Origin of the sequence: Ochrobactrum sp. Q0168 (assembly GCF_016427605.1) — a bacterium.
Lineage (GTDB): Bacteria > Pseudomonadota > Alphaproteobacteria > Rhizobiales > Rhizobiaceae > Brucella.
Map to the genome: position 1 here is coordinate 265,193 of NZ_JAELXQ010000002.1, position 24,765 is coordinate 289,957.

Below are 24,765 nucleotides of genomic sequence, written 5' to 3' on the forward strand. Positions count from 1 at the left end.
CCAAGTTGGGGAAAACCTTAAAAATGGAATCCACCTGACAAGGCTCTCCCTTGTCATGGAGTCATCGGGTAATGTAGTTTCTCTTTAAAGAAAAAAGCTACATTTCGTGCGGCGGACCTAGTCACCCGGATAGATATGGTGTTTGCGCCTGGAGCAATCCGGGAACACTGGTGGATTCCGGATAACGAAAATGATTGGAGCCCAGGGCGATGAACTGGACAGACGAACGCGTTGAACTACTGAAGAAACTGTGGAGCGAAGGCTTGAGCGCAAGCCAGATCGCGGCCCAGCTTGGCGGCGTCAGCCGCAATGCAGTGATCGGCAAGGTGCACCGTCTGAAGCTTTCGGGTCGCGGCAAGACGACGACCGCTGCTCCGCGCAGCAAGAAAGTCAATACGGTTGCAGCAGCGCCGCGTCCTGTAACGCAGCATGCGGGCGGCAGCACGCATACGGCCCATACCACGACGATGCGCACGGCGACCGTCACCAAGACAGTGGGTGCAACGGCGCTGCAGATGGAATATGCGGCGGAAGTGGTGGCCGAGCCTGTGGTCAAGCCGTCTTCGAATGTGGTTGTGCCGATTTCGCGCCGCCTGACGCTGTTGCAGCTCTCCGAGCGCACCTGCAAGTGGCCGATCGGCGACCCGCTGAACGAAGATTTCCACTTCTGCGGCAGTGAATCGGGTGAATCAAGCCCCTATTGCAGCTACCACTCCCGCCTGGCTTTCCAGCCAACGGCAGAACGGCGCCGGGCGCGCTGATCTAAGGGAATAGGTGAGTAAGGGAATAAGGGAGTATGTCTGACTATATCGTCGGCAGCTCCCTTTTTCTTTGCCTGCACCCCTATTCCGATCGCATACTGCCCTACTGCCCTACTGCCCTACTGCCTTAATCCCTTATTCCCCTACTCACCTACTGCCCTATTCCCCTCCTCATAGACCTTCAGCGTGCGGTCCGCGATGCCGTCCCAGCTATAGTCGCGGGCGATCCAGTCGATGAGTTGCTGCGACTGTTCAGCCGAAAGCGGGTTATCCGTCTTGCGGCGCAGCGCGTTTTTCAGCGCGTCGATGTCGCCAAGCGGGAAATAATCGTCCTGAGGCAGCCCGACTTCCAGATTGGCCGTAATGTCGCTGGCCAGCACATTGAGGCCGTAACCCATGGCCTCCAGAAGCGCGATGGGCATGCCTTCGTGGCTCGACGGCAGCACGAAAAGCCCAGCCTGACTGAAAAGTGCGGAGAGTTCGTCACCCTGCAACGCCCCGGTCAGGACCACGCCCGGCACGGCTGCGGCGCGGGCGCGCACCTCGCCAGCATAATCGGCAGTATATTCCGCCGAGCCGATCAGGGCGAGTTTCAGCGAAGGATCGGCAAGCTTGGCAAAGGCTTCGATCAGATCCAGCTGGCGCTTTTCCGGTACGATGCGCGCGACCAGCGCAATATAGCGGCGGGGCGCAAGCCCATGTTTTTCCAGCCAGCGTGGATCGCAGCTCGGTTCCCTTAAGGTTACGCCATTCGGGATGAAGGTGACGGGAACGTTATAGCGTTGCGCAACGGTTTTCGCGATATCGTTGGAAACGGCGATGCGGGCGCTGGCAAAGCGCATCCCCCATTTTTCGCCGAGCTTCAATGTCGCGCGCGCTAACCGTCCCCATTTCTGGCGGTTATAGTCGAAGCCGTGATGGGTCACGACCGTCCGCAGACCGAAGAGCCGCGCAAGCGGCGTCACCAGAGCGGGGCCGATGGCGTGGATGTGCAAAATGTCGGGCCGCGTGAAACCAGCGCGCAGCACGCCGAGGAAGGTATGCACGATGGCTTCGAACTTCATCGACGTAGGCGCCCAGATTGGCGTGACTTTCACGCCTTCCCAGACATAGGGCTGCTTGCGGTCGAGATAGGGCCTGCGGCCAACCACTTCCACATCCCAACCCTTGGCGATGTAAAGACGGGCCAGTTCTTCGACATGCCGCTCCACGCCGCCCTGCACATTGGGTATGCCGCGCAAGCCGAGCATCATGACGCGTCGCCGTCCTTGTCCCATCAAAGCGCTCCCAGTTCCGCGTAAAGTTCCAGTGTCCGGTTCCGGTAAGCTTCCGGCGAGAATTCCCGACCAGCCCAGCTGCGGCCAAGACGGCCCATCCTGCGCCGCGCCTGCGGCGTCAGACCGGCGGCTTCGCCGATGACGCGGGCGAGATCTTCAGCATCGCCGGTTCTGGCCACCATGCCGGTCTCGCCCGGCACGATCATTTCAGGAATGCCGCCAATGTCGGCGCCGATCACCGGCACGCCCAGCGCATAGGCTTCCAGAATGCTGATCGGCGCGTTCTCGTACCATTCCGATGGCAGGATCAGCGCCCTGGCTTCGCCGATCAGCCGGTGCAGCCGCTCGCCCGAGACATAGCCCGCAAAGGTAATATCGCCGCCGGTTTCAGCCGCCAGCGCGCGCAAACTTTGCTCCTCCGGGCCGGTGCCTGCAATCACCAGCTTCTGCCCGGAGATTGCCGCTGCGCGGATCAGCGTGCCGATCCCCTTTTCAGGCGCAAGACGTCCGACATAGGCGAAATAGTCGCCCTCATGCTCGAAGGGTTCCAGATTGTCGGTCTGCGCAAAATTCGGGATATAGACCAGCTTTTCCTGCGGCCAGCCCCATTCGATCAGCTTCGAAATATAGAACCGGCTCGGCACCACGATGCGGTCGAGCGTGTTGCGATAAAGGCCAAGCGTGCGATGAATGGCGGTTTCCACCAGGACCAGCCCACTCAGCGCCGTCGAGTCCTTGATGCATTTATGGAGCGCGACATTGTAAATGCGCCCACCCTTGCAGCGCTCGCAGATCCGGTTATGCGACAGCATCTTGTAGGCCGGGCATGCGAGCTTCAGATCATGCGCGGTCATGACGGTCGGAATACCCGCCGCTTTCAGCACCGGAAAAATCGACGGCGACAGGTGATGATAGACATTATGGGCATGGGCGACGTTCGGGCGAAAGCGCTCGATCAGCGCCTTGATGCGGTCCCGCGCTTCCCATGAATAGATGATCTTGCCCGCTTGCGCCACTTTGGTGAGGAGGCCGCTCTCGCGCCCATACTCGATTTCCGACACGAAATAGGATGACCAGTCGGAGGCGAAATTATCCGGATGCTGCATGGCAAAGGGAGCCGTCTCCCAGCCGATTTCGGAAAAGAGCTTGATATGGTCGAGAAAAACCGCTTCAGCCCCGCCGCGCCGGTAGAAATAATTATTGATCGCCAGCAGGCGGTGATCCGGATCGGCAGCTTTCATCGGGCAGCACCTTCCTCTGCTCGGAGATGAGCCAGCGCATCGCGTATCGACAGAACCTCCGCGCCGCTTTGCGCCGCATGGGAAACCAGTTTTTCAAAGGTTTCCGGCGTGCAGCCGAACGGCGTCGGCCTGTCGCTGATATCATGCGTGTAGAAGATCAGCCAGCCGGGATTTGCAGCGAGATCGTCGATCCAGCGGGTCAATTGCTCCGCATGCTGCTCCGGCTGCCTTATCTCGACGGCTTCCAGAAAGGCGAGATCAACCGCGTCGCGATTGATGCGCTCGCCGCCGCTGCGGCAGGTCGCGAAACGGTCGGAAAACAGGCTGCGCGACAGCACCGACGAGGCACAATAAGGATAGGCGAAATTGCGCCGACCGACCCGATCCGGTTCAATCTCGCGCAGATATGCGTGGTTGCGATCAAGATCGGCAGCAAGATCGCTCATGCCGACCGAGGGTACATTCCAATGCGCGAAAGTGTGGCAGCCAATATCGTGCCCGGCCTCGGCAAGTCTGCGCAGGCCCGCTTCCGTAATCAGCTGGCGATGCGCCTCGACGGAACCCACCAGACTGCCGGCGATATAGAATGTGCCGTGAAAGCCGTATTTTTCCAGTATCTTCGCGCCAGCGCTTTCGGCGGTGTCCGGAACATCGTCGAAGGTGAAACTGATAATCCGCCGATCCTTCGGCAGAGAAAATGGCCGGAGTGGAAAACTGCGGCTCAGCGCATCGTGCAACCGGTTGTTCAGCCGGTCCAGACGTGCCCTTGCCCAGCCCAATCGGTCCTGTGCCCCCAATTTGTCCTGCCCCATCGTTCCTACCAAGCCTTTGCCCCAAAAGCTTAACCCACAAGTCGCGCCTTCGCCTGAAGACGCATGCCGAAAATGGCAATCATCAAACAAAACCAGACCGCGCTGCCGTTCTGGAAAAACGTACTTTCCATGCATGACGTATAGAGGCCGTATAACCACAGACGGCTGAACAGAAGCGTCAATGCCGGATCGTTGCCCGTGGCCTCGGCTGCCTTGATATAACGCAGCGGCAGAATCAGCACCCAGATCAATATCAGGATCAGGCCGAACACACCCGCATTGATCATCATATCCAGATAGGCATTATGCGCGTTGAAGGCCGCGACGGCCCATGTCGCCCCGCCACCCCCGGCATAGACCATTTCCGGTGTCTTCCAGAATGAATCCAGCCCGTAGCCAAATATCGGCTTTTTAGCCACGGCTGAAAAGGCTATGCGCCAAATATCGGCGCGGTTGGTAAATGTCGCGTCAATGCCGATGCTGGTGATCAGCTGGCGGATGGGATCTGAAACCGCAGCACCCACGGCGACGAAATTGAACGCCGCCACCCCGCCGATCGAGATTGGAATGCGCGTCCAGCGCCATTTCATGAAGATCAGCGATATGATGGCGATGAAGGGCAGCATGGCCGTCGATGTCTTGCCGCCCGTATGCAGCAGGAAGAAGACACAGAGCGCCACCACCAGCGCCCCGGCCTTGCGATAGCCCATTTGCCAGCCATAAAGCCCGAAGAAGCTGAGCAGCACCAGTGCGGCTGCGGCTGCGTTCTTGTGCGGAAAATGCCCGCGCCATGCGCCCGCCAGCATCGGCTCGATGACATTCGTCGCCTGATGGATCGCCCGGCTCGGCATGAAGATGACGCCGAAATAGGCAAAGCCCAGCGTGATGAACGAGCCGATCAGCAGCAGCCGCGCCATCTGGGTTGCAGAGCGCGGCAGCAGCAGGAATATGCTGGCGTTCAAGGCCATCAGGATCGACAGCACCACCTTGCGGCTTGCAATCGATGGATGCGCCGAGACAAGGGCTGTCACGAACATCCAGATGAACAGCGTCACCAGCAATCCGCGCGGCTGGAGAATAGTCTGCCGCAACGGGCTTTTCAGCCCGCAGGCGATGAAACCGGCGGTCAAACTGAGTGTCAGCAACTGGTTGAGCAGATTGGACTGCCCCGCCGAAGCGGCGGTGCCCAGTTCGGCGCTCGAACTTGGATAGGGACTGATCCCCACCCACATGAACAGAAACATGATCAGAAACAGCGCAACGCCCAGCGATGACGATACCGACGTCAGGTCGCGGGGCGAAGTATGGGCCGTCACACCCCGATGGGAAGCGAGGTCAGACACGGCTCTCCCGATTTCTCCGCCATGCGCCGAGATAACCCAGCGCCAGCGCAAGCGCCACGCCGAGACCGAGCCCCACGAAACCGCCGGCTGCCCCCAACAGGACGGTGCGCGGCGGCCAGCTGCGGCTGACGGGCGGGATCGCTGTCGAGATCACGCGGATATTGGTGGCGTCGAGTTGCTGGCGCTGATGCGTTTCCGTCGAGCGGGTCAGGAACGTGTTGTAGATCGAAACCTTGGCGGTCATGTCGCGTTCGAGATCAGACAGCTGCACCTGCGCATCATTGTCGAGCGCCACCGCCGAGCGTGCCGTTGCGGCCTGCGCATTAAGCGCATCGACGACCGCATTGGCCTGATCGAGATCGACCTTAGCCGATTGCAGGATGCGCGAGCGTTCATTGGCGATCTGCTGCTCCAGCCCGTCGAGCTGGCGCTGCGTGTTGATGAGTTCGGGATAGCGCGGACCATAGGTCATGGTCAGCGCATCGTATCGCTGCTTCAGCGTCGCATACTGGCTGCGCAGATTGGTCATGGTCGGCGATTGCAGCGTGCTTGCCGGGCCGACCGGGCTGCCCGTATCGCGGGTCAGCTCGTTATAACGAGTGCTGGCGTCCGTCTGGCGCGATTTGGCATCGACCAGCTTCGTGTTGATCTGGGCCATGGACTGCGCGCTGACCAGTTCGCCGCCGGTGGTCTGGAGACCATGCGCGCGGCGGAAGGCGGCGACTTTTTCTTCGGCGTCCGTGGCGGCTTTCTGCAAGGATGTCAGGCGTTCCGACAAGGCGGCGGCAGCGCGGCCTGCGCCATCGGCATCGGCTTCGGCCACTTCTTCCTGGAACGACTGCGCCAGCGTGTCCGCCACCTTGACCGATTTTTCGGGATTGTCCGTCCACACACCGATCGTCACCAGATAGGACCGTTCCGGACGGCTCACGACAATGCGTTGCGACAGGGCGCGCACCGCCGTCAGCGTGTCGTCGGATGCGCCCTTCGGCTTGCCAAGTCCCAGCAGCGCGCGCAGATCGAAACCGCCCGGCGACGGCACGAATTCGGGATCGCCTTGCAGGTCGAGAGTCTGCACGACACGGCGCAGCACATTGCCCGACACCAGCATTTTCATCTTGCTTTCAATGTCGAGAATCTGGCTGTCGGCCTGAAGGCTCTGGGCATAGATATCGTTGGGCAAAAGCTGCAAGCCGGACGGCGGCACCAGCATATCCGTATAGGCGGTATAGCGCGGCTTGGCCGTCATGCCGTAGGCGAGACCCGCCAGCGCACCGGCAACAGCAAGAATGACGATCCATATCCAGCGGGCGCGCACCCATTCCAGTGCCGCCCAGAGATCGATTTCCGGCAGCATGAGCCCGCCCCCTGGAGACCTCGTCTCCGGCTCCACCGGATGGGATACAGGCGGCGTATCGAAAACCAGCGCATCGGAAACGGACGCTGGCCTCGGATAGGACGGCGCGTGGTTCTGCGCCAGAGCCTGGTTCCATTGCTCCAGCGTCTCGTCACCGCGCTTTTGAGCAGCCGGTTGCTGAGCCTTCGAAGCAAGGTCACGCAAGGTGTACATCGATCGATCCTATGGTTGGGCCTATGGTCGCCCTCTTGTTGCCCCGGTCGCGCAAAAAGCGCCTTTGCCCTGTTTATATGAGAAGATTAAAAAAATTGGTTAATCACAACTATTGGGCCGCAATGTGCGATAGGACTAGAAAATACATGATCTGTTCAGTTAGGGTTCATATTTCGAAGCTACATCTGGAATAAGCAGAATAAACGCTGATAAAGACAACAATGAGTAAGTCGGGAGAGGGAAAAGGTCTTTCCAGATAAAGTCATGCCGGGTCGGATCGAGGCGCAAAGCCGACATCGACAGACAACGCCCTTCACACATCATTCCCCCTAAATCCGCAGTATGAAATGTTGAAACGCTACTGGCCCACCGTGTTGTCCTATGCCGCATCGAGTGGCAGTCTTTTTGCCGCCAATATCGCGCAATTGCTGACTTTTGCCATTCTGGCACGGTATCTCGGATCACACGAGTTCGGGCTTTTCGTGACCGTCATGGCGGTCACGGCCATAGCAAACTACATCTGCGGACTGGGCGGCGCGGAATGCCTCGTGCGGCGCGTGGCGCAAAACCCGGCCATCTATCCCGCCATGCTTGGGCACAATATCATCCTGATCGTGACGAGCGGCATCGTGCTGGTGGTGCTTGGCATGATCCTGCTGCCGTTCTGGCTTGAATCCGTCCCGGAATTCGCCAGCAACTATCTCGGCATGTTTTTCCTGCTCGTCACCAATATCGTGCTGGTCCGCGCTATCCTCCTCGTGGAGCAGATTTATATCGCGCATACCGACTTCGTATCGGCCAACCTGTCGGTGGTCGGCTTTGCCGTGGCGCGCACGCTTGCTGCGGTTATCGCGTGTCTCGTCTTCGATATTTCAACCGTGGTGCAGTGGGCCTATTGGCAGTTTGGCTGCCATGTGCTGGTGCTCGTTATTTATGCGTGGTTTCTACGCAGACTCGGCGCGCCGCAATACCGTATCGTGCGGGAAGAAATCCGCCTCGGCATCATGTTCGCCTCGCAGTTCATCTTTCGTGCGGTTCGCCAGAATGCCGACCTTCTCATTCTCGGCGCGCTTGTCGCCCCCAGCGTCGTCGGCAGCTACGGCGTGACGCGCCGCATCGTCGACAGCAGCATGCTGACCATAGATGCGATGAACCGGCTCGTCTATCCGCGCCTGTCGCAAGCCAGCGCCAACGGCATTCACCATGCCCTGCCGATCACGTTGCGCCTTCTGGGCGCGTCGCTTCTGATCGGAACGCTGACCTCCCTCGTCATCTTCATCGCCGCGCCCTATCTGCCGCTGCTGTTCGGCAAGGAATATACGACGCTGATCGCCTTCTGCCGCACGCTCTGCTGGATTACGATCTTCGTCGCGCTCTGGTCGATTGCGGTCGATCTGCTCGGCGCAGCCAGCCAGCACGCCTATCGCACCGCCGTGCTGAATGTCGGCAATATTCTAGGTGCGCCGCTTCTCGCAGCCGCTACCTGGTATGCACCCATCACCGGTACGTTCACCGCAATTTACTTTATTGAAATATCTATCGTGTTGGCTTCGTGGTGCTGCGTCTTCTATCTCGTCAAGAGAAGCCGCAAAGCTGCTGCAAGGAAAGAGGTTCAGGTGAAAGCTTAAGCTCGGTCCGCCCGGGCAGAGGGGGCAGGTTAAAGTGGGGACCACATCTGTCGCGGATACAAGGACACACCGGGTTCGCCCGATGCGTCTCGATGACATACCGGCTGTGCGCGATCTGTTTACTCAGGTCTTTCGTCCCAAATCGACCTCTCACAGCGGGTGTTTGGACCAGTATTTTCGGCATGTTTTCTTCGAAAACCCCTATTACGATGCCGATCTGTGCAGCATCGTGCATGAAGACAGCAAGGGCGAGATCGACAGTACGCTGTGCGTCTTGCCCATCCCCTATCATGTCCACGGCAAGATCGTCATGGGAAGGCTGCTCTGCGCCTATATGATGCGCCCCGACAGCTCGCCGCGCGGCGCGGCAGAACTGACCCTCACCTTCCGCTCACGCGCCAATGATTTCGCGTTCAGCGACAGTGCAGCACCCGTCAGCGCCCGCCATTTCAGCGCCGTTGGCGGCATCACGCTCGACACCCATGGTCTGGCATGGACGCGGATTTTTCGCGGCGCGAGCTATGTGGCCCAGTTCGTCGCCGAACGCCGCGCCGCCTTGCGCGGCTGGCCCGCGGCAAAAGTCGGCCAGCTTCTGGACGCTCTCGTTCCGCTGCCCAAATTGCACAAATCCACCAACGGCAAGCGGACCGTGCGCGAGATTGATCAAAGCGAAGCTATCAGCCTGATCCGCCAGTTCCTGCCGATCTATGACGCCTATCCGGCATGGACGGAACAGGATCTGCAATGGGTTTTGAACCTCGCCAGCGATAATCACGCCGCCGGTGAACTGCGCTTCTGTTCGATTTCCGGCAAAAGCGGCGAGCCCGTTGGCTTCTTCTGCTATTATGCCCGCCAGAACGGCATGGCCGAAGTGCTCAGCGTTCTGGCTCTCAAAAACCAGGAGCAGGCCGTTGTCGAAGTCATGCTGTCGCATTTGCAGGAGGCGGGCCATATCGCGGCGCAGGGCCGCGCCGATCCGCGTTTTCTCGGCGCGCTTTCGCAGCAATCGGTCATGTTCTTCCGCCTTAAGGCCAATGTCTGCGTGGTGACAGCCAATCCCGGTGTGCTGAACGCGCTCGACCACAATGATATCTTCATTGGCGGACTTGCGGGCGAAAGCTGGAGCAGGTTAGTCACCGACTTCCAGTAAGCTGCCTGATCCAAAGATCACCGCCTGAACCGGCGCTCCAGCAGGAAGAACGTCGTCGGCCCGTTGGCGCTGGCCCCATTATCGAGGCGAAATTCCACCGGCCCCTCGCCGGTCGCGACAGGCGCATGCAGCGCGCCGTCGAGACCTATGGCGAACACTTTCCAGGCCGATGCAGCGCCTGCAAGCCGGAGATCGACGCGGTTGCGCAGCAATGTCACCGGCAGACGCCCCCAATCCTCGATCACCTTTTGCGCATCGTCGCGAAAGCGCATCCCGGTATTGCGCGCGTCGGTAGCGAAAATCACCAGCATCTTTTCGCTGGTCGCCAAGGGCTGTTCATCCAGCGCCGAAATGGCAACAAGGCCGCGCTCTTCGGCATGGCCGAGTGTCACAGCCCCGAGCGTCAGGCTATCCTTCAGATCGGCAAAGGCCAGCGCTTCGGTGCGGGGCGTCACGACCCGCATGCGGGCGCGGTCCCGTTCAAGCAGGAGTTCGCCGGTCGCGCTGGCGAAGATGCCGCGATAGGGATCGGTCGCATTGTCCTTGGGCAACAGGACTGCCTGTTTCAAACGCCCGAGAACATTGTCGAGCGCGACATTGCGATAATTGATCTCGATGCCGCGGGCCACGGTTTCCGGCCATTGCAGACCAGAGGCGAACAGACCAATACCGCCGACCAGCGCAAGGGTTTTTAACCTTTCCGGTTCACGTGTTTCAAGCGAATCGCCAAGGCTTGTTTCGCCCTGCATCATGAAGGGGACGGCGAAAGACGCCATTTTGACATCGCCCCGCCGGAACAGGAGCGAGGCCAGCGTTTCGCCCGCACGCGCCACCGGATCAACCGCGAATGTATAGGGCACGATGCGCCGGCGGCGCGGTTCCGCCTCATCGAAACCGAGCGTGATCGGCCCCTGCCCGTGGCGGCAAATGCCGTCCCAGCCCTGCAAGGCGGCATAGGCCGGAAAGACCAGCCCCGCTTCATAACGATAGCGGTTCCAGAACAGATGTTCATATTCGGTGACGAAGAATGGACGACCGATCCAGCGGCCTGCGGCCAGCTCGCTCACATAGGAGGCGGCGTCAGCGATGGAGCTGTTCTGCTTCATCGCCGTTCCGAGTTCCATCGTGCCGATCCAATCGTGGTAAGTATTGGCGCTGACCGCCTGTTGCGGCATGCGCGACAGCGCAGTCTGAACCGTGAACCAGTTATTATAGGGCGCGATCAGCCCCTTATAGCCAAGGGTCCGATAGGCAGACTCAAACCGTGCGGCCAATGCCTGCTCCCGCTCGACGACGAAGGCCTGAAAATCATGCAGCCTCCGACCACCGCCGGAACGGCTTTGCGGCAGTTGCACCGTGCCCGCTTCGAGGTTTTCATCCGCGGCAAGCCCGCCCCAGGCGCGCGACAATGCAGCCGTGCTGGTATAACGTTTTTTCAAAAACGCATTGAACGCTCGCGCAAAGCCCGGCCAGAACGGGCCGCTTGCTTGCTTCCCATGCAGGAAACTGGTGAATTCAATGCCATTCTCATTGAAGGGAACAATCAGCGCCAGCGCCGGATCCTGCAATGGGGCCAGCCCCGTATAGGGATTGACCGTCGCATAGACTTCTTTTTGAAACCGCAGCCAATGTTCGAAGGCTGTATCATCCACATAGATGCGGCGTTTCAGATCGCCTTCCGGCCCCCAGCGGTCGATATCCTTGCCGCCGAGCGCGCCGCTTTCCGAGGTCAGCCCGTCGATGGTCCAGTAAATGCCTTCGCGCTTCAAGGCGGCCATCAGATAGCGAATGCGGTCCAATGCTTGGCGGTCGAAGTTGAAGTCGCCATCCCGGCCCAGCATCAGATCGGTGTCGAGGAAATGCAGCCGCGCAATATTGTAGCCATGCAGGCGAAGCTGCCGCACATAGCGGTCGATGAAGGCGTGATCGATCTTACCCGCTGACGGCAATCGCCAGGAAAGCGACGCGCAGAACAGACGCAAGGGCTCATCGGGCTTTGCAGCCCGGACCAGACGTCCGGCGGCATTGGCCGCGATGCGGCTTTGCTCATCGATTGCGGGATTGGGCAAAAAGGACGAGAAGTCGAGCGGGCTGCCCGGTTTCATCTCCAGCCCTGTTTCCTTGACCGGCATCCACTCTTCCGCAAAAGTCGTTTCCGGCCAGAACGCCAACGCGATTAGACCGGCAAGACAGGTGAGAAAAGCGGCGAGCGACTTTCTCATGATGTCCCTTTGGGGATCTCTTTCACAACCCGGCTTTCGATCCAGTCCTGCGGCTTTCGGCGCGGCTGTAAGAAGCCGAGCGGCATGGCGGCTGCGTGGAAAATCCACGCAACAACCGCATAGACGCCGAGCGAAACGCTGCGCTCGCGGATCGTCATCAGCACGAAAGGCAACAGCGCGAAGACGAGCGCCGCGACCAGCGCCCAAGGCGTGACAAAGCCAAGCAGCAGCGCGATAAGCACCACCAGCCACCAGACATAGACCGCGCCCCAGAGACGCAGTTCCGGGAGTTCCTTTATAACATTCTTCCAGTGCGGCTGGCCGACCGCCGCGCGCAGCACCTCGCCCGTGCCGCGCAGATATTTGCTTTTCCAGCGGCGTGTCAGAAGCTTGTAGGCATTCATCGAATAGCCGAAATGCTGCACGAAAGGCCGGTCGAGACGATAGAGCTTCCAGCCATGGGTGCGCAGGCGCACGCCCGCATCGAACTCTTCATGACCGTGCAGATTGCGGTCTGAGAAATAGCCCGCTTGCTCGATGGCGGCGCGGCGATAAAGACCACCGCCATTCATCCGGTCGATGTTGCCGGCCTGTTTCTCGGGCGTCTGCCGGCGGGCGCGCCGCTGAAATTCAAGGCTTTCCAGAATCTGGTCCACCACATGGCCGGTCACGCCGCCGGTTTCCGGGTGCTCGGCCATATAGTGCAGGGCAGCGGGAATAAAATCCGGCTCGATGATCATGTCGCCATCGATCAGGCAGATGAATGGCTGGGTGGAATATTGAAAGCCCAGTTGCGGCCCCAGACCGCAACTTGCCCGCGCGGGCGCTTCGATCTGCACCACCCGCACCGGATAGGCGCTGGCAATCTCCACCGTGCGATCCGTCGAACCGCTATCGGAAACGATGACTTCAACCTGTCCATCCGGCAAGGCTGCAAGCGCGCTCTCTATCGCGGCAGCGATGCGCTGTTCTTCGTTCAAAGTCTTAATGATAATCGAAACTGACATTGCCCGCCTTGCCCGCTCCCCGTTGGTGTCGACAGTCACCCCATCGAAAGCATTAACTCTTCCAACTGTATTTAGGCATGACATAGTTTCCTTTCGTTTCAAATAAACTAAACACTGTCATGCGAATACATCCAATATAGACGACAGCAAGGTTTCCGATGCCGGTTTCCCCGTTTCACATCGAAGTGCATGATCGCGTTGACGATCTATCGGACGACTGGCCCGACGCGAACGACGGCAACGGCTGCGCATTGTTCGTCTTTCAGTCGAAAACGTTTTTGCGCGCCTGGGAAGCGACTTATGGCAAGGCCCGCAAAGCGCAGCTTTGTCTGGTCGAGGTGCGCGATCAGGACCAGCGCCCCGTTCTTTTCGTCCCCCTTTACATTCAGCAGCAACATGGCGCGCGCGTCCTCGCTTTCACGGATGACGGTGTGGCCGATTACAATGCGCCAATCCTCTTCGACCATGCGCAAACATGGGACGCCGTCAGCGCAGACGCCCTTCTGCAAGGCATCGTCGCCGCCCTGCCGCCCTTCGACATCGCGGCTTTCGACAAGATGCCGGAAACCGTCGAGGGCCGCCCCAATCCGTTCTGGTATATTTCCAACCGCGATTGCGCCGAAGCAACGCAATGGATCACGCTCGACCGGCCCCTGCCCGATATCGAAGCGTCAATTCGCGGCCTGCGCACCATAAAAAAGCGCGGCAAGGCTCTGCGTCAGGCGGGCCGCTATCGCTTTCTCGTCACGCGCACAGCGGAAGAACGCGCCACCATTCTCGACGCCATGCTGCGGCAGAAACAGCGGCGTTTCGTGGAAACGCGCGTGCCGGGTTTCGATGCTCATCCCGAAAAGCGCCAGTTCTTCGAGACGGTGACAGAACCGCTCGCCGCCCGCAACGCCCTGCATTTCTCCGCTCTGACCATGGACGACGAGGTGGTCGCCACCATGTGGAGCGTCACGCGCAACCGGCATTATTGTGCGATGGTCACTACCTTCGAAGATGGTGTGTGGAACAAATACTCGCCCGGCAAGGTGCTGATCCTGCGCCTGATCGAAGCGCTGAAAGCCGATGATTACGACTGTTTCGATCTCGGCTTCGGCAATGAGCCGTGGAAGCAGGATTTCGCAAACCGCACGATCCCACTGCGCGATTATATTGCCGCCCGTACACCGCGCGGGAAACTGTCTCTGGCTCGCCAGCAACTGATCACTTCACTGCGCTCCACCCGGCTTTATCAAAGGCTTCGCCCGCTTAAATGGGAACTGTTGCGCCGCTTCTCGCGCTAAACCGTCAGCCCTCGCGCTTTGGCAAACGCACCATGAAGGTGGAGCCTTCGCCAAGCTGCGAACGGACCACGAGGCGTCCGCGATGGCGCGCCAAAATGTGCTTGACGATGGCAAGTCCAAGTCCCGTGCCCTTCTGCGCCCGGCTGGTTTCCACATCGATGCGGTAAAACCGCTCGGTCAGACGCGGCAGATGTTCGGCAGAGATGCCCGGCCCGAAATCCTGTATCGACGCGACGACTTCCGGCGCACTGCCGGTCTCATCCGTCTCCAGCTTGACGATGACCTTCTTGCCGCCCTGCCCGTATTTGCAGGCATTTTCGACCAGATTCTGGAACACCTGTATCAACTCGTCGCGGGCACCCGTTACCAACACCGGACGGTCCGGCAGATTGCGCTCGATCACCACGTCCAGATTGGCGGCAAGCGGAGACAGCGTATCGGCGACATGGTTGACAACCGCCGTCAGGTCCACGCTTTCATTGACCGCCAGATGCGCCCGCATTTCCAGCCGGGAAAGCGACAGGAGATCGTCTATCAGGCGCGACATGCGCTCGGCCTGCTTCTGCATGATATCGAGAAAGCGGTCACGCGCGGCAACGTCGTTGCGCGCCGGCCCCTGCAAGGTTTCGATGAAGCCGCGCAACGAGGCGAGCGGCGTACGCAATTCATGGCTGGCATTGGCGATGAAGTCGGACCGCATGCGGTCGATGCGGCGCGTTTCGCTCTGATCGCGGAAGATGAGCACGAAAAGCTCGGGCCGCCCTTTCGCATCCGGCAGCGCCTTGACCATGGCCTTGTACCAGCGATCAATCGGCACGCGCTCGAAATATTCGATGCTGCGCGGCTCGCCGTCCGCGATGACACCCTGAATGAGCGCATGCATTTCCGGGGCGCGGAAGCGCAGAAAAAGCGCCGTTCCGCTTTCCAGCGATTGAAAAGCCTCCAGCGCCGACGCATTGGCGAATAGCACCGTTCCGCCATGGTCGAAGACAATCATCGGATCGGTGAGCAGATCGGCCAGCCGCTCGCCGGAACCTCCCGCCATTTCGCCGTGATCGGCATCCCCGACCGCAACTGCATCAGGCTCGCCGCTGCCGACCTCGTTGGCAACCCACACCGCCCCCAGCACCACCAGCGCCAAAAGCGCCGCCCGGAACCAGAACGGCAATTCCAGGGCCATGACGCAGACCGCCAGAACGATGCTGACGATGAGAACGCCTTTCACCCGCCCGAGCGGTGCAAAAATCGACGCTTCCGGAACACGCGCTTCCGGGGCGGTCTCGGCATTATCGGCACGGCGGTTGTCTTCACTCATTTTTATCCCTCAGGCGCGCCGAAGATCTGCCCCAAAATCCACAGCGACGTCTTTACGCAACTTCTTATCTGCCCATATCATGGATTGATATAAACGAAAGGGAATTGCCGTGGGTGACAGTTCGAAGACAGCTAACAAAAAGAACGACAAGAAAAGCGATATTCCAGCCATCGACAAGCCGATCAAGCTGAAGCTCGGCGGAGAAACCCGCAAGTTCGATATCAACGACCCCAAGCTTCCCAACTGGATTGACGATCAGGCGCTGCAGTCGGGCGGATATCCCTATTCGTCGAAGATGAAGAGCGATGAATATGAAGCGACGCTCGAACGCCTGCAAATCGAGCTGGTCAAGCTGCAATACTGGCTGCAATCGACCGGCGGGCGGGTCATCAGCGTTTTTGAAGGGCGCGATGCGGCGGGCAAAGGCGGGACGATCTTCACAATCCGCGAATTCATGAACCCGCGCACGGCACGCAACGTCGCCCTGCCGAAACCGACCCCGACCGAAAGCGGCCAGTGGTATTTCCAGCGCTATGTTGCGCATTTCCCCACCGCGGGAGAGTTCGTCACCTTCGACCGCTCCTGGTACAACCGGGCCGGCGTTGAATCGGTGATGGGTTTCTGCACCCCGGCGCAGCTGGAAATCTTCCTCACCGAAACACCGGATTTCGAACGGATGATCGTGACGGACGGCATTCACCTGTTCAAGTTCTGGCTCGATATCGGCCAGGAAATGCAGCTGAAGCGCTTCCATGAGCGCCGCCACAGTCCGCTGAAGAGCTGGAAGTTCTCACCGATGGATGTGGCCGGCATTTCGCGCTGGGATGATTATTCCGCAGCGCTCCACACCATGCTGGAACGCACCGACAACGGCTATGCGCCATGGACCATCGTGCGCTCCAACGATAAGCGGCGCGCCCGACTGGCCGCGATCCGGCGCATCCTTTTGACCCTGCCCTATGACGGCCGTGATCTCGACGCCATCGGTCCGGAAGATCAGTCCATTATCGGCCGCGGTTCGGCATTCATCACGCAGTCGTCGGCATCCAAGTAAAAAATACTCGGCCTGTGCGGCGTTTTCTCCCAGAGATGGGGCTTGCGCACCAGCTGCCACAGCGCCCGCCAGGCCGAGAGCGAAATCAGCACCCAGTAGATCGGTATCGCCAACAGATAGGCATAACCGCCGCGCTCCGTCGGCTCCATGGTTTTGGCGCCGAGAAGATAGAAGCTGAGATAAGCGAGCAGAATATTCACCACATCCAGCACAAGTAGTCCGAGGCTGCTTGGCGTCAGCGGCTGCGCGAGCAGTTCAACGAACAGGACAGCCAGCGTCACCAGCATGAAGGGATGCAGCAGCGCCGATGCGATGATGCCAAGCGTGTAAATCTGGTTGATCGCAAAGCGCCAGCCGCCAAGCTGGTGTAAGGCCGTGTAAGGGTCGCGGGCGTGCACCAGCCACGTCTGTATCCAGCCCTTGATCCAGCGCGTGCGCTGCTTGCGCCAGACGCCGTAATCCTCCGGCGCATCCTCGATAGTGCCGCGACTGATGGTGCCGATGCGGTACCCATAGCGCGCCAGGCGAATGCCAAGATCGGCATCCTCGGTTACGTTGAAGGCATCCCAGCCGCCGACCTCTTCCAGGCATGACCGGCGGAAATGATTGGACGTCCCGCCAAGCGGAATGACCAGCCCTCGGCTGGCCAGCCATGGTAGCAGCCCGCGAAACAGCGCCGCATATTCGAAGGCAAACATGCGCGTCAAAAGATTATGCCGAAAATTGCCGATGATCAGTGGCGCCTGCACGCAGGAAAGCTGACCGCCATCGCGCCGAAAAGCCTGCCATGCCTCGCGCAATTGGTCGGGATGCGGACGGTCCTCGGCGTCGAACACCGCGACAATTTCGCCGCGCACGAATTGCAACGCATAATTCAGCGCATTCGGCTTGGTGCGCGGCCCACCGGGCGGCACGGTAATGACCTCGAAATTAGCGGGCAAATGATGACGCTCTATCGCGAAGCGTGTCTCGTAATCGTCCTCCTCGCAGACGAGCTTGATTTCCAGCTTGCTGCGCGGCCAGTTGATCCCGTTGAGAGCGGCAATCAGCTGGCCGATCACCTCTTTTTCCCGATAAAGCGGCACAAGTACGGAATAGACCGGCAAATCCCGTTTCTTCAGCGGCAGGATTTCCACGAACCGCAGACGCCCACCCGTTGTCACGGCAAACAACCGGATCAACACGCAGCCGAAGAAGAACAACGTCATCATGACATGGAGCGCCAGAACCGTCTGGAGCGGCCAGTTGATGATGGCGGCAATTAGCAAATAGAGCGCCATCGCGATGCCGAAGGCCTGCCAGCTGTGTAACACGCGGGCCGCCGAAAGGGATTGCGGCGTCATCTGCCGCGCCCGATCGATCAACCGTGCGCTGTACCGCCGGCGCAAGATTTGCCTGAGCAGTGTCGGCGTGCAGATGCGGATGCGGTTGCGCAGCGAAGGGTTGGCGCGCACATGGTCGAGCAGCCCTCTGATACGACGTTCGATGGGCGCAATATAAAGATATGTCGTCCCGTCCCGCCCGATGGTCATGACCTGCCCCACATCAGTCAGACCCGGCATGGCGTCTTCATCCGAAATGAATATGCGAGACGGCAGGATTTCCTGCGTGAACTCAAGCCCCAGCAGGTCTGCAATCGCTTCGAAAACTGCGGTTTCCGTCACGCCCGGTTGCTGAACAAGCTCAGCGCAGAATGTAGTCCCATTGCGCACAGCTTCGCCATAAGCCCCGACAAGCGAACACCGTGCAATGCCACGCCGCTGCAATCTGGCAGATATGGCACCGCATATCTCCAGATCGAAGCCACTCGATCCGTTATTCATAACGCCCCCCGACGCTGGATAAATATAGATCAGAAATTTTTTATTTATTATATTCTAATTATAGAATATAATTATAGTATGCTTTATTTAACTTCGCTCATTATTGTAAAATTGAAAGTAAAAGAATATTGTAAAAATGCAACCAGTATTTTGCAATCCAATCAACATGCAACCCTTGCAAGTTACGCGTTAACGCGAAATTATGCCGGAGCTGATAGGAAGCCTGGCCATGAAACGCTATCTTTCAAGCTTGATGATTTTGGCTGGCGCACTGGCGGCAAGCCCGACTGCTTTCGCGCAGACGGCTCCATCTGCTCCGAATTTCGTCAACCAGACGGAACGCTTGCCATTGCCTTCATTGCAAAAGCTAACGCGGCTGCGGTTCGTCACCACGGTGGATTTTCCGCCTTTCAACATGCTCAACAATCAGGGGCAGCTTAGCGGCTATAATGTCGATCTGGCCAAGGCGCTTTGCCGCCAGCTCGGGATCGAGGATATTTGCCAGATTGAAGCCGTTCCGTGGGACGAACTGGAAGACCGCGTGTTGAAGGGCGATGCGGAAGCAATTATCGGGGGCTGGCAACCAACGGAGGACCGGCGGAAGAATTTCGTCTTTTCGCGTAGCTATATGCGCCTGCCTGCGCGCTTTGCGACACAGAACAGCAAGAGCTTCACGCAACCCGCAGCGCTTGCGACCAGCGGCAAGTCGGTCGGCGTGGTTGCCGGCACCGCGCATGAGCAACTGCTCAAGAGCTATTTCCCGCAGGCGCTGGCGAAGCCATATCCGGACCGGCAAGCCATGCTGGCCGACCTGAAAGGCGGCAAGCTCGACAGCGTGTTCGATGACGGCATGGGGCTGTCCTTCTGGCTTAACGATGGCGAAAGCGGCAATTGCTGCTCATTTACCGATGGCCCCTATCTCGCGCCGCAATATCTGGGAACCGGTCTCAGCGTCGCCGTCACCCGTGAGGATGCCGCCATTGCCAGCGCCATCAACAATGCCCTGCAGGCCTTGCAACAAAAGGGCGTCCTGAACGAGCTTTACCTGCGCTACTTCCCGACCAGTTTCTACTGAAGCCCGCTTCGCCCGCCTGAAGCGACTCACGCGAACAACACGTGGCGCAACCACGAGCGCTAAAGGCAGCACAAACAGCTCCAAACCGTCGTTCACGAATGCGTGCCATTTTGACGCAGATCACATGCGGATCGATTTCGGTTTTCAGAAATTTTTGAAACTTCGGATATAACAATACTTACAATAATAAAGTAAAAATGTTAACTATCAAGCACTTTTGGAGGATTTTGGCGCTAATCAGACTGATAAATCGACCGATATCAAGCAGTTATGCGGCGCTTTTACCACAAACGCAAGGTAAAATACATCGATTTATTTTGACTTGAAGAAATAAGCCTTCGATCCCTAATCTGGCATGGGGAGAAGGAGGATTTATACGATGTTTGATGGCGTTCCTGCACAATGGCACAAAGCTCCGGAACAAACCAAACGCTCGCCGAATGAAGCGGCGTATGTCTTTCTGGGGATCATGCTGGCGGCTCTGACCGTACCGGCTGCGTTTCTCGGCTGGGCATTGTTCCAGAGCATCGGCTCGCTGCTGCACTGATCGGCATTTGGCCAGAATCCTAGTTTGAGGAGACCGGGATCTGCGGCGGTATTTGATTGTCGAGCCACTCAGAACATTCCGGTGAGGATGTTCGCGAAACAAGATTTTGAGCAAATGAAAAGCCCCGCCGGATAAGCGGGGCTTTTGCTTTTTAGTTCTTTAAGTGGCGGTCTAGAGGCCGCCGCCGGAACCATTTGGCGCATCATGGGCCGAAGGTGTCTGCTCGATTGCATCATCCTCATCCTCAGGCCGCTTCGGCGGCTTGCGTGCAATGAGGCTGTAGAACATCGGGATGAAGAGCGTTGCAACGAAGGTTGCCACGAGCATACCGCCGATAACGCCCGTACCGATGGAGTGACGGCTGGCCGAGCCTGCACCCGAGCTGATGGCCAGCGGCACCACGCCGAGAATGAAGGCCAGCGAGGTCATCACAATCGGGCGGAAGCGCAGGCGCGCCGCAGACAGCGCCGCGTCGAAGGCGGATTTGCCCGTCTCGCGTTCCAGCACGGCAAATTCCACGATCAGGATCGCGTTCTTTGCCGCAAGACCGATGAGGGTCACCAGACCGATCTGGAAATACACGTCATTGGTCAGTCCGCGCAGATGGGTGGCCAGAAGCGCACCGAAGATCGCGAAAGGCACCGCCGTGATAACCGCAAGCGGCAGGCTCCAGCGCTCATACTGGGCAGCCAGAATGAGGAACACCATCAGAAGACCGAATATCATGGCCTGCGAACCGGTGCCGCTGGTCGTGACTTCCTGATAGGCGGAACCCGTCCACGCGATCTGGAAGCCCTGCGGCAGCACTTCCGCCGCCACTTCCTGCATCGCCTTGATGGCGTCGCCAGACGTGTAGCCTGGAGCCGGATTGCCGGTGACCTTCGCAGCGTTGAACGCGTTGAAACGTTCGAGCTGGTCGGGGCCGACGATACGCTTGACGGTCACCAGCGCGCTGAGCGGGATCATGCTGCCGGAATTGGCGCGCACGAACACATGTTTCAGATCGCTCGGATCGCGGCGGAACTCCGCCTCGGACTGCAGGTTGACCTGATAGTTGCGACCGAACAGCGTGAAGTCATTGACATAGACACTGCCGAAAGTCGCCTGCATGGCGGTAAATACCGAATTGATCGGCACACCCATCGCCTTGGCCTTTTCGCGGTCGAGCTGGATGTCGTATTGCGGAACATTCGGATCGAATGTCGTGCGCACGCCGGCAAGCTCGGGCCGCTTGGCCGCTGCATCGGTGAGCAGCTTCGTGGCGTCGGTCAGCGATTGCACGCCACCGCCCGTACGATCCTGAACATAGAGTTCGAAACCGCCGGTCGTGCTGAGGCCCAGAATCGGCGGCGGATTGAAAGCCAGCACAAGGCCGTCCTTGATCCCCGCATTCATGCCCATGATCGCGCCCGGCAGATTACGCGCGTCGAGATCCGGCGTGGTGCGTTCCTTCCAGTCCTTAAGCATGATGAACATGGTGCCCGCACTGGTTTTCAGACCGCCCGACAGAAGGTCGAAGCCGGATACGGCGAACACGTTTTCCACAGCGGGATTCTTGCGAATGTTCTCGCTTGCCTGATTGAGCACAGCCGTCGTGCGTTCCAGCGAAGCCGCCGGAGGCAGAATGGCGACACTGAACAGGAAGCCCTGATCTTCATCCGGCAGGAGCGAGCTCGGGACCTTCTGGAACAGGAAATAGGTGCTGCCTAGAAGACCTGCAAAGATCAAAAGACCGATGGCCGCGCGCTTCAGGAAAAAGCGAACGCCCGTCGCATAGCCTTCGGTCACCCGGTCGAAGAACCGGTTGAAGATGCGGAAAGGCAGGATCGGCTCGTGATGCCCCGGCTTCAGGATCAGCGCGCAGAGCGCCGGTGTGAGCGTCAGCGCCACCGTACCCGACAACACGACAGAGATCGCGATGGTGACGGCGAACTGCTTGTACATTTCACCGACAAGACCGCCCATGAAGGCAACCGGAATGAACACCGCGCAGAGCACGAGAACAATCGCGACAACCGGACCGGTCACTTCGCCCATGGCCTTGATGGCGGCCTTGCGCGGCGACAATTTCTCTGTCGTCATAATACGTTCGACGTTTTCCAGCACCACGATGGCGTCGTCCACGACGATACCAATCGCGAGAACCAGACCGAACAAAGTCAGGAGGTTGATCGAGAAGCCCAACACATACATGCCCGCAAATGTACCGATGATCGAGATCGGCACCGCGATAACGGGAATGAGGGTTGCGCGCCAGTTTTGCAGAAAGATGAACACCACCAGAACAACGAGGATGATGGCCTCGATGAAGGTGTGGATCACTTCCTCGACCGAGACCTTGATGAACTTGGTCGTGTCGAACGGGATCGAATAATTGATGCCCGCCGGGAAACTGGCCTTCAGCTCATCCATACGATTCTGGATGAGTTCCATCGTGTTGAGCGCGTTGGCGCCCGGCTGCAGATAGATCGCAATCGGAACGGCGGGCGTTCCATTGAGATTACTGTCAACGAGATAGCTTTCGGTGCCAAGCTCCACGCGCGCCACGTCTTTCAGGCGCAGCGTCGCCGCATTGGGGCTCGACCGCAAAATGATGTTTTCAAACGCCTTGGTGTCCGGCAGACGGCCCTGCGTCGTGGCCGTATAGGTAAACGGACCAGCCTGCGGATCGGGCTGGTCGCCGAAGCGGCCCGCCGCGAACTGCGCGTTCTGCTCCTGAATGGCGACCTGCACGTCGGTCGGCGTCAGATTATACTGCGCCAGCTTGTCCGGACGCAGCCAGATGCGCATCGAATAGTCGATATTGCCGAGCAGTTGCACGTCGCCCACGCCCGACAGACGCTTGAGATCGTCGATGACGTTCAAAAGCGCATAGTTGCCGACATAGGTACGGTCATAACGCCCCTCTTCCGCGAACATGGCGACCATGCCCAGAATGGTAGTGGAGCGCTTGTCCACGGTCACACCGAGACGCTGCACTTCCTGCGGAAGCGAGGTGGTGGCGCGCTGAACGCGGTTGTTGACGTTGATCGTGGCCTGATCGGGATCGGTGCCCAGCGCAAAGGTCACGGTCAGCTGCATGGTGCCGCTGCCAAGGCTCGAGGACTGCATGTAAAGCATGTTCTCGACGCCGTTGATCTGCTGTTCCAGCGGAGCAGCGACCGTCTGCGTCACTGTTTCCGCGCTTGCGCCCGGATAGGTCGCCGTGACCACCACCTGGGGCGGCGTCAGCTCCGGATATTGAGCGATCGGCAGGATGCGGATGCAGATAAGCCCCGCAAGCACAAGCACAATGGATATGACCGCCGCAAAAACGGGGCGGTCTACGAAAAACTTGTTCATTTGTTGCCTGCCGCCTGTTCCTTGCCAGCTTCAGCCGACGATGCTTCCTTGTTGCCGGTCGCCGCCGCGTCGACAGGCTGCACCTTGGCGCCCGGATGCGCCTTGATGACGCCTTCCGTCACAACGCGGTCACCTTCCTTGAGGCCATCGGAGATCAGCCATTCGTCGGCGAGTTCACGCGCAACCGTGACCGGACGCACCTCCACGACATCGTCCTTGTTGACGACATAGACGAATTGCAGCTGCGGGCCCTGCATCAAAGCAGCCTTCGGGATCGTGACAGCGTTTTTCACCTGGATGCCGAGAATGACGGCGCGCACGAACTGGCCTGGGATAAGGCGGCGATCCGGGTTCTGGACCACGGCACGAGCGCCGAGCGTTCCCGTTTCCGTATCCAGCGACGACGAGGTGAAGTCGATTGTGCCTTCATGATCATAGGGCTGGCCGTCGCCGAACAGGATCTTGATCTTGAGACGGTCGGCATCTTCGCCTGTGGCACCACGTTCGGCGCGCAGTTTCTGGATTTCGGCAGATTCCGTGTCGGTGAATGAGAAGTTCACATAGACCGGATCGAGCTGCGTGATCGACGTCAGCAGGCTCGACGCCGCATCCGTACCGATCAAGCTGCCCTCGGAGACCTGTTCCTGGCTTGTGATGCCGCTGATCGGCGCAGTTACCTTGGTATAGCTGAGATTGAGCTCGGCGGTGCGCAATTGGGCCTGGGCGGCTGCGACCGCAGCTTTGTTCAGATCGCGGGTCGCAAATGCGGTATCGCGAACTGCCGTGCTCTGCACCTTTTGCTGGACCAGCTGGTCGGCGCGTTCCGCATCGCGGATGGATTGCTGATACTGCGCCTGGGCCTGGGCAACCTGAGCCTGTGCCTTTTCAAGCTCGGCCTGATAGGGCGCCGGGTCGATTTCGAACAGCACTTCGCCGGCCTTCACCTCGGTGCCCTCGACGAAATTGCGGTGCAGGAGAATGCCGCCAACACGGGCGCGAACCTGCACATTGCGATAGGCGCTGATGCGCGCTGCATATTCATAGGTGACGGGCACGTCATGCGGCCTGATCGTCACGACTGCAACCTGCGCAGGCGGTGCGCCTGCCGGTGCCTGTGCAAAAACAGGCTGCCCTGCAAAAACAAGAAAAGCGGCCCCTGCCGCAAAAAGCCGAATAGAACGATGGATGGTCATAGTGGGTGTTGCCCTTGTTGTCGCCCCGGTGATGCCCATTAAGCGATGCCTATTAGGTGCGGCCAATTAAACATACATATCTGTTTGTAAACACGATTTGCGATGCTATAGTCAAT

Annotated in this window: 18 protein-coding genes; 7 read left to right on the top strand and 11 right to left on the bottom strand. The window is 59.1% G+C overall.

Features of this window, described 5'->3' with window-relative positions:
* The first annotated feature begins 209 nt into the window (after positions 1-209).
* Positions 210-761: a GcrA family cell cycle regulator gene (locus JAU75_RS05605; protein ID WP_199055345.1), complete on the top strand. Its 552-nt coding sequence runs from the start codon at positions 210-212 to the stop codon at positions 759-761.
* Positions 762-904: 143 nt separating this feature from the next.
* Here JAU75_RS05605 and JAU75_RS05610 read toward each other — a convergent pair whose 3' ends face one another.
* Genes JAU75_RS05610 through JAU75_RS05630 form a run of 5 tightly spaced genes read right to left on the bottom strand, consistent with a single transcriptional unit; the run spans position 905 to position 7,004 of the window.
* Positions 905-2,038 (bottom strand): glycosyltransferase family 4 protein, encoded by a 1,134-nt coding sequence (locus JAU75_RS05610; RefSeq protein ID WP_199055346.1) that lies wholly within the window; start codon positions 2,036-2,038, stop codon positions 905-907.
* Entirely contained in the window at positions 2,038-3,279 is a 1,242-nt protein-coding gene (locus JAU75_RS05615) for a glycosyltransferase family 4 protein (protein ID WP_199055348.1), read from the bottom strand. The genes JAU75_RS05610 and JAU75_RS05615 overlap by 1 nt, the downstream gene beginning before the upstream one ends.
* On the bottom strand, positions 3,276-4,091 hold the full coding sequence (locus JAU75_RS05620) for a polysaccharide deacetylase family protein (protein WP_199055350.1): 816 nt from the start codon (positions 4,089-4,091) through the stop codon (positions 3,276-3,278). Before JAU75_RS05620 ends, JAU75_RS05615 begins: the two co-directional genes overlap by 4 nt.
* A 29-nt stretch (positions 4,092-4,120) precedes the next feature.
* The gene (locus tag JAU75_RS05625) at positions 4,121-5,434 is read right to left on the bottom strand and encodes an O-antigen ligase family protein (protein ID WP_371836115.1); all 1,314 of its coding nucleotides are present in this window, start codon (positions 5,432-5,434) and stop codon (positions 4,121-4,123) included.
* Positions 5,427-7,004: a GumC family protein gene (locus tag JAU75_RS05630; protein ID WP_199055352.1), complete on the bottom strand. Its 1,578-nt coding sequence runs from the start codon at positions 7,002-7,004 to the stop codon at positions 5,427-5,429. The genes JAU75_RS05625 and JAU75_RS05630 overlap by 8 nt, the downstream gene beginning before the upstream one ends.
* Before the next feature lie 347 nt (positions 7,005-7,351).
* Between JAU75_RS05630 and JAU75_RS05635 the strand changes: the two genes are divergently transcribed.
* Positions 7,352-8,632, top strand: a complete 1,281-nt coding sequence (locus JAU75_RS05635; RefSeq protein WP_199055354.1) for a lipopolysaccharide biosynthesis protein — start codon at positions 7,352-7,354, stop codon at positions 8,630-8,632.
* An 82-nt stretch (positions 8,633-8,714) separates the two neighbouring features.
* Positions 8,715-9,782, top strand: a complete 1,068-nt coding sequence (locus JAU75_RS05640; protein WP_199055356.1) for a hypothetical protein — start codon at positions 8,715-8,717, stop codon at positions 9,780-9,782.
* A gap of 17 nt (positions 9,783-9,799) precedes the next feature.
* On the opposite strand, the gene JAU75_RS05645 is transcribed toward JAU75_RS05640, so the two are convergent.
* Both JAU75_RS05645 and JAU75_RS05650 read right to left on the bottom strand, forming a co-directional pair.
* On the bottom strand, positions 9,800-12,004 hold the full coding sequence (locus JAU75_RS05645; RefSeq protein WP_247880400.1) for a glycoside hydrolase: 2,205 nt from the start codon (positions 12,002-12,004) through the stop codon (positions 9,800-9,802).
* Positions 12,001-13,011: a glycosyltransferase family 2 protein gene (locus JAU75_RS05650; RefSeq protein ID WP_199055358.1), complete on the bottom strand. Its 1,011-nt coding sequence runs from the start codon at positions 13,009-13,011 to the stop codon at positions 12,001-12,003. The genes JAU75_RS05645 and JAU75_RS05650 overlap by 4 nt, the downstream gene beginning before the upstream one ends.
* Positions 13,012-13,169: 158 nt before the next feature.
* Here JAU75_RS05650 and JAU75_RS05655 point away from each other — a divergent pair, with 158 nt between their 5' ends.
* Positions 13,170-14,300 (top strand): GNAT family N-acetyltransferase, encoded by a 1,131-nt coding sequence (locus tag JAU75_RS05655; RefSeq protein WP_199055360.1) that lies wholly within the window; start codon positions 13,170-13,172, stop codon positions 14,298-14,300.
* A gap of 4 nt (positions 14,301-14,304) precedes the next feature.
* Here the strand turns inward: JAU75_RS05655 and JAU75_RS05660 are convergent, their stop codons facing one another.
* Positions 14,305-15,615 (bottom strand): ATP-binding protein, encoded by a 1,311-nt coding sequence (locus JAU75_RS05660; RefSeq protein ID WP_199055368.1) that lies wholly within the window; start codon positions 15,613-15,615, stop codon positions 14,305-14,307.
* Between the two features lie 109 nt (positions 15,616-15,724).
* Here JAU75_RS05660 and ppk2 point away from each other — a divergent pair, with 109 nt between their 5' ends.
* A complete protein-coding gene (ppk2, locus tag JAU75_RS05665) occupies positions 15,725-16,669 on the top strand; it encodes a polyphosphate kinase 2 (RefSeq protein ID WP_199055370.1) in 945 nt (314 codons plus the stop codon).
* Here the strand turns inward: ppk2 and JAU75_RS05670 are convergent.
* Positions 16,612-18,492, bottom strand: a complete 1,881-nt coding sequence (locus JAU75_RS05670) for a glycosyltransferase (RefSeq protein WP_199055378.1) — start codon at positions 18,490-18,492, stop codon at positions 16,612-16,614. The two genes, ppk2 and JAU75_RS05670, sit on opposite strands and share 58 nt — an antisense overlap.
* Positions 18,493-18,721: 229 nt before the next feature.
* Here JAU75_RS05670 and JAU75_RS05675 point away from each other — a divergent pair, with 229 nt between their 5' ends.
* Both JAU75_RS05675 and JAU75_RS05680 read left to right on the top strand, forming a co-directional pair.
* A complete protein-coding gene (locus JAU75_RS05675) occupies positions 18,722-19,567 on the top strand; it encodes a transporter substrate-binding domain-containing protein (protein WP_199055389.1) in 846 nt (281 codons plus the stop codon).
* A gap of 379 nt (positions 19,568-19,946) precedes the next feature.
* On the top strand, positions 19,947-20,114 hold the full coding sequence (locus JAU75_RS05680) for a hypothetical protein (RefSeq protein WP_199055391.1): 168 nt from the start codon (positions 19,947-19,949) through the stop codon (positions 20,112-20,114).
* Between the two features lie 171 nt (positions 20,115-20,285).
* Here JAU75_RS05680 and JAU75_RS05685 read toward each other — a convergent pair whose 3' ends face one another.
* Positions 20,286-23,456, bottom strand: coding sequence for an efflux RND transporter permease subunit (locus JAU75_RS05685; RefSeq protein WP_199055393.1), 3,171 nt, complete (start codon positions 23,454-23,456; stop codon positions 20,286-20,288).
* Entirely contained in the window at positions 23,453-24,649 is a 1,197-nt protein-coding gene (locus JAU75_RS05690) for an efflux RND transporter periplasmic adaptor subunit (RefSeq protein WP_199055394.1), read from the bottom strand. The genes JAU75_RS05685 and JAU75_RS05690 overlap by 4 nt, the downstream gene beginning before the upstream one ends.
* Between the last annotated feature and the right edge of the window lie 116 nt (positions 24,650-24,765).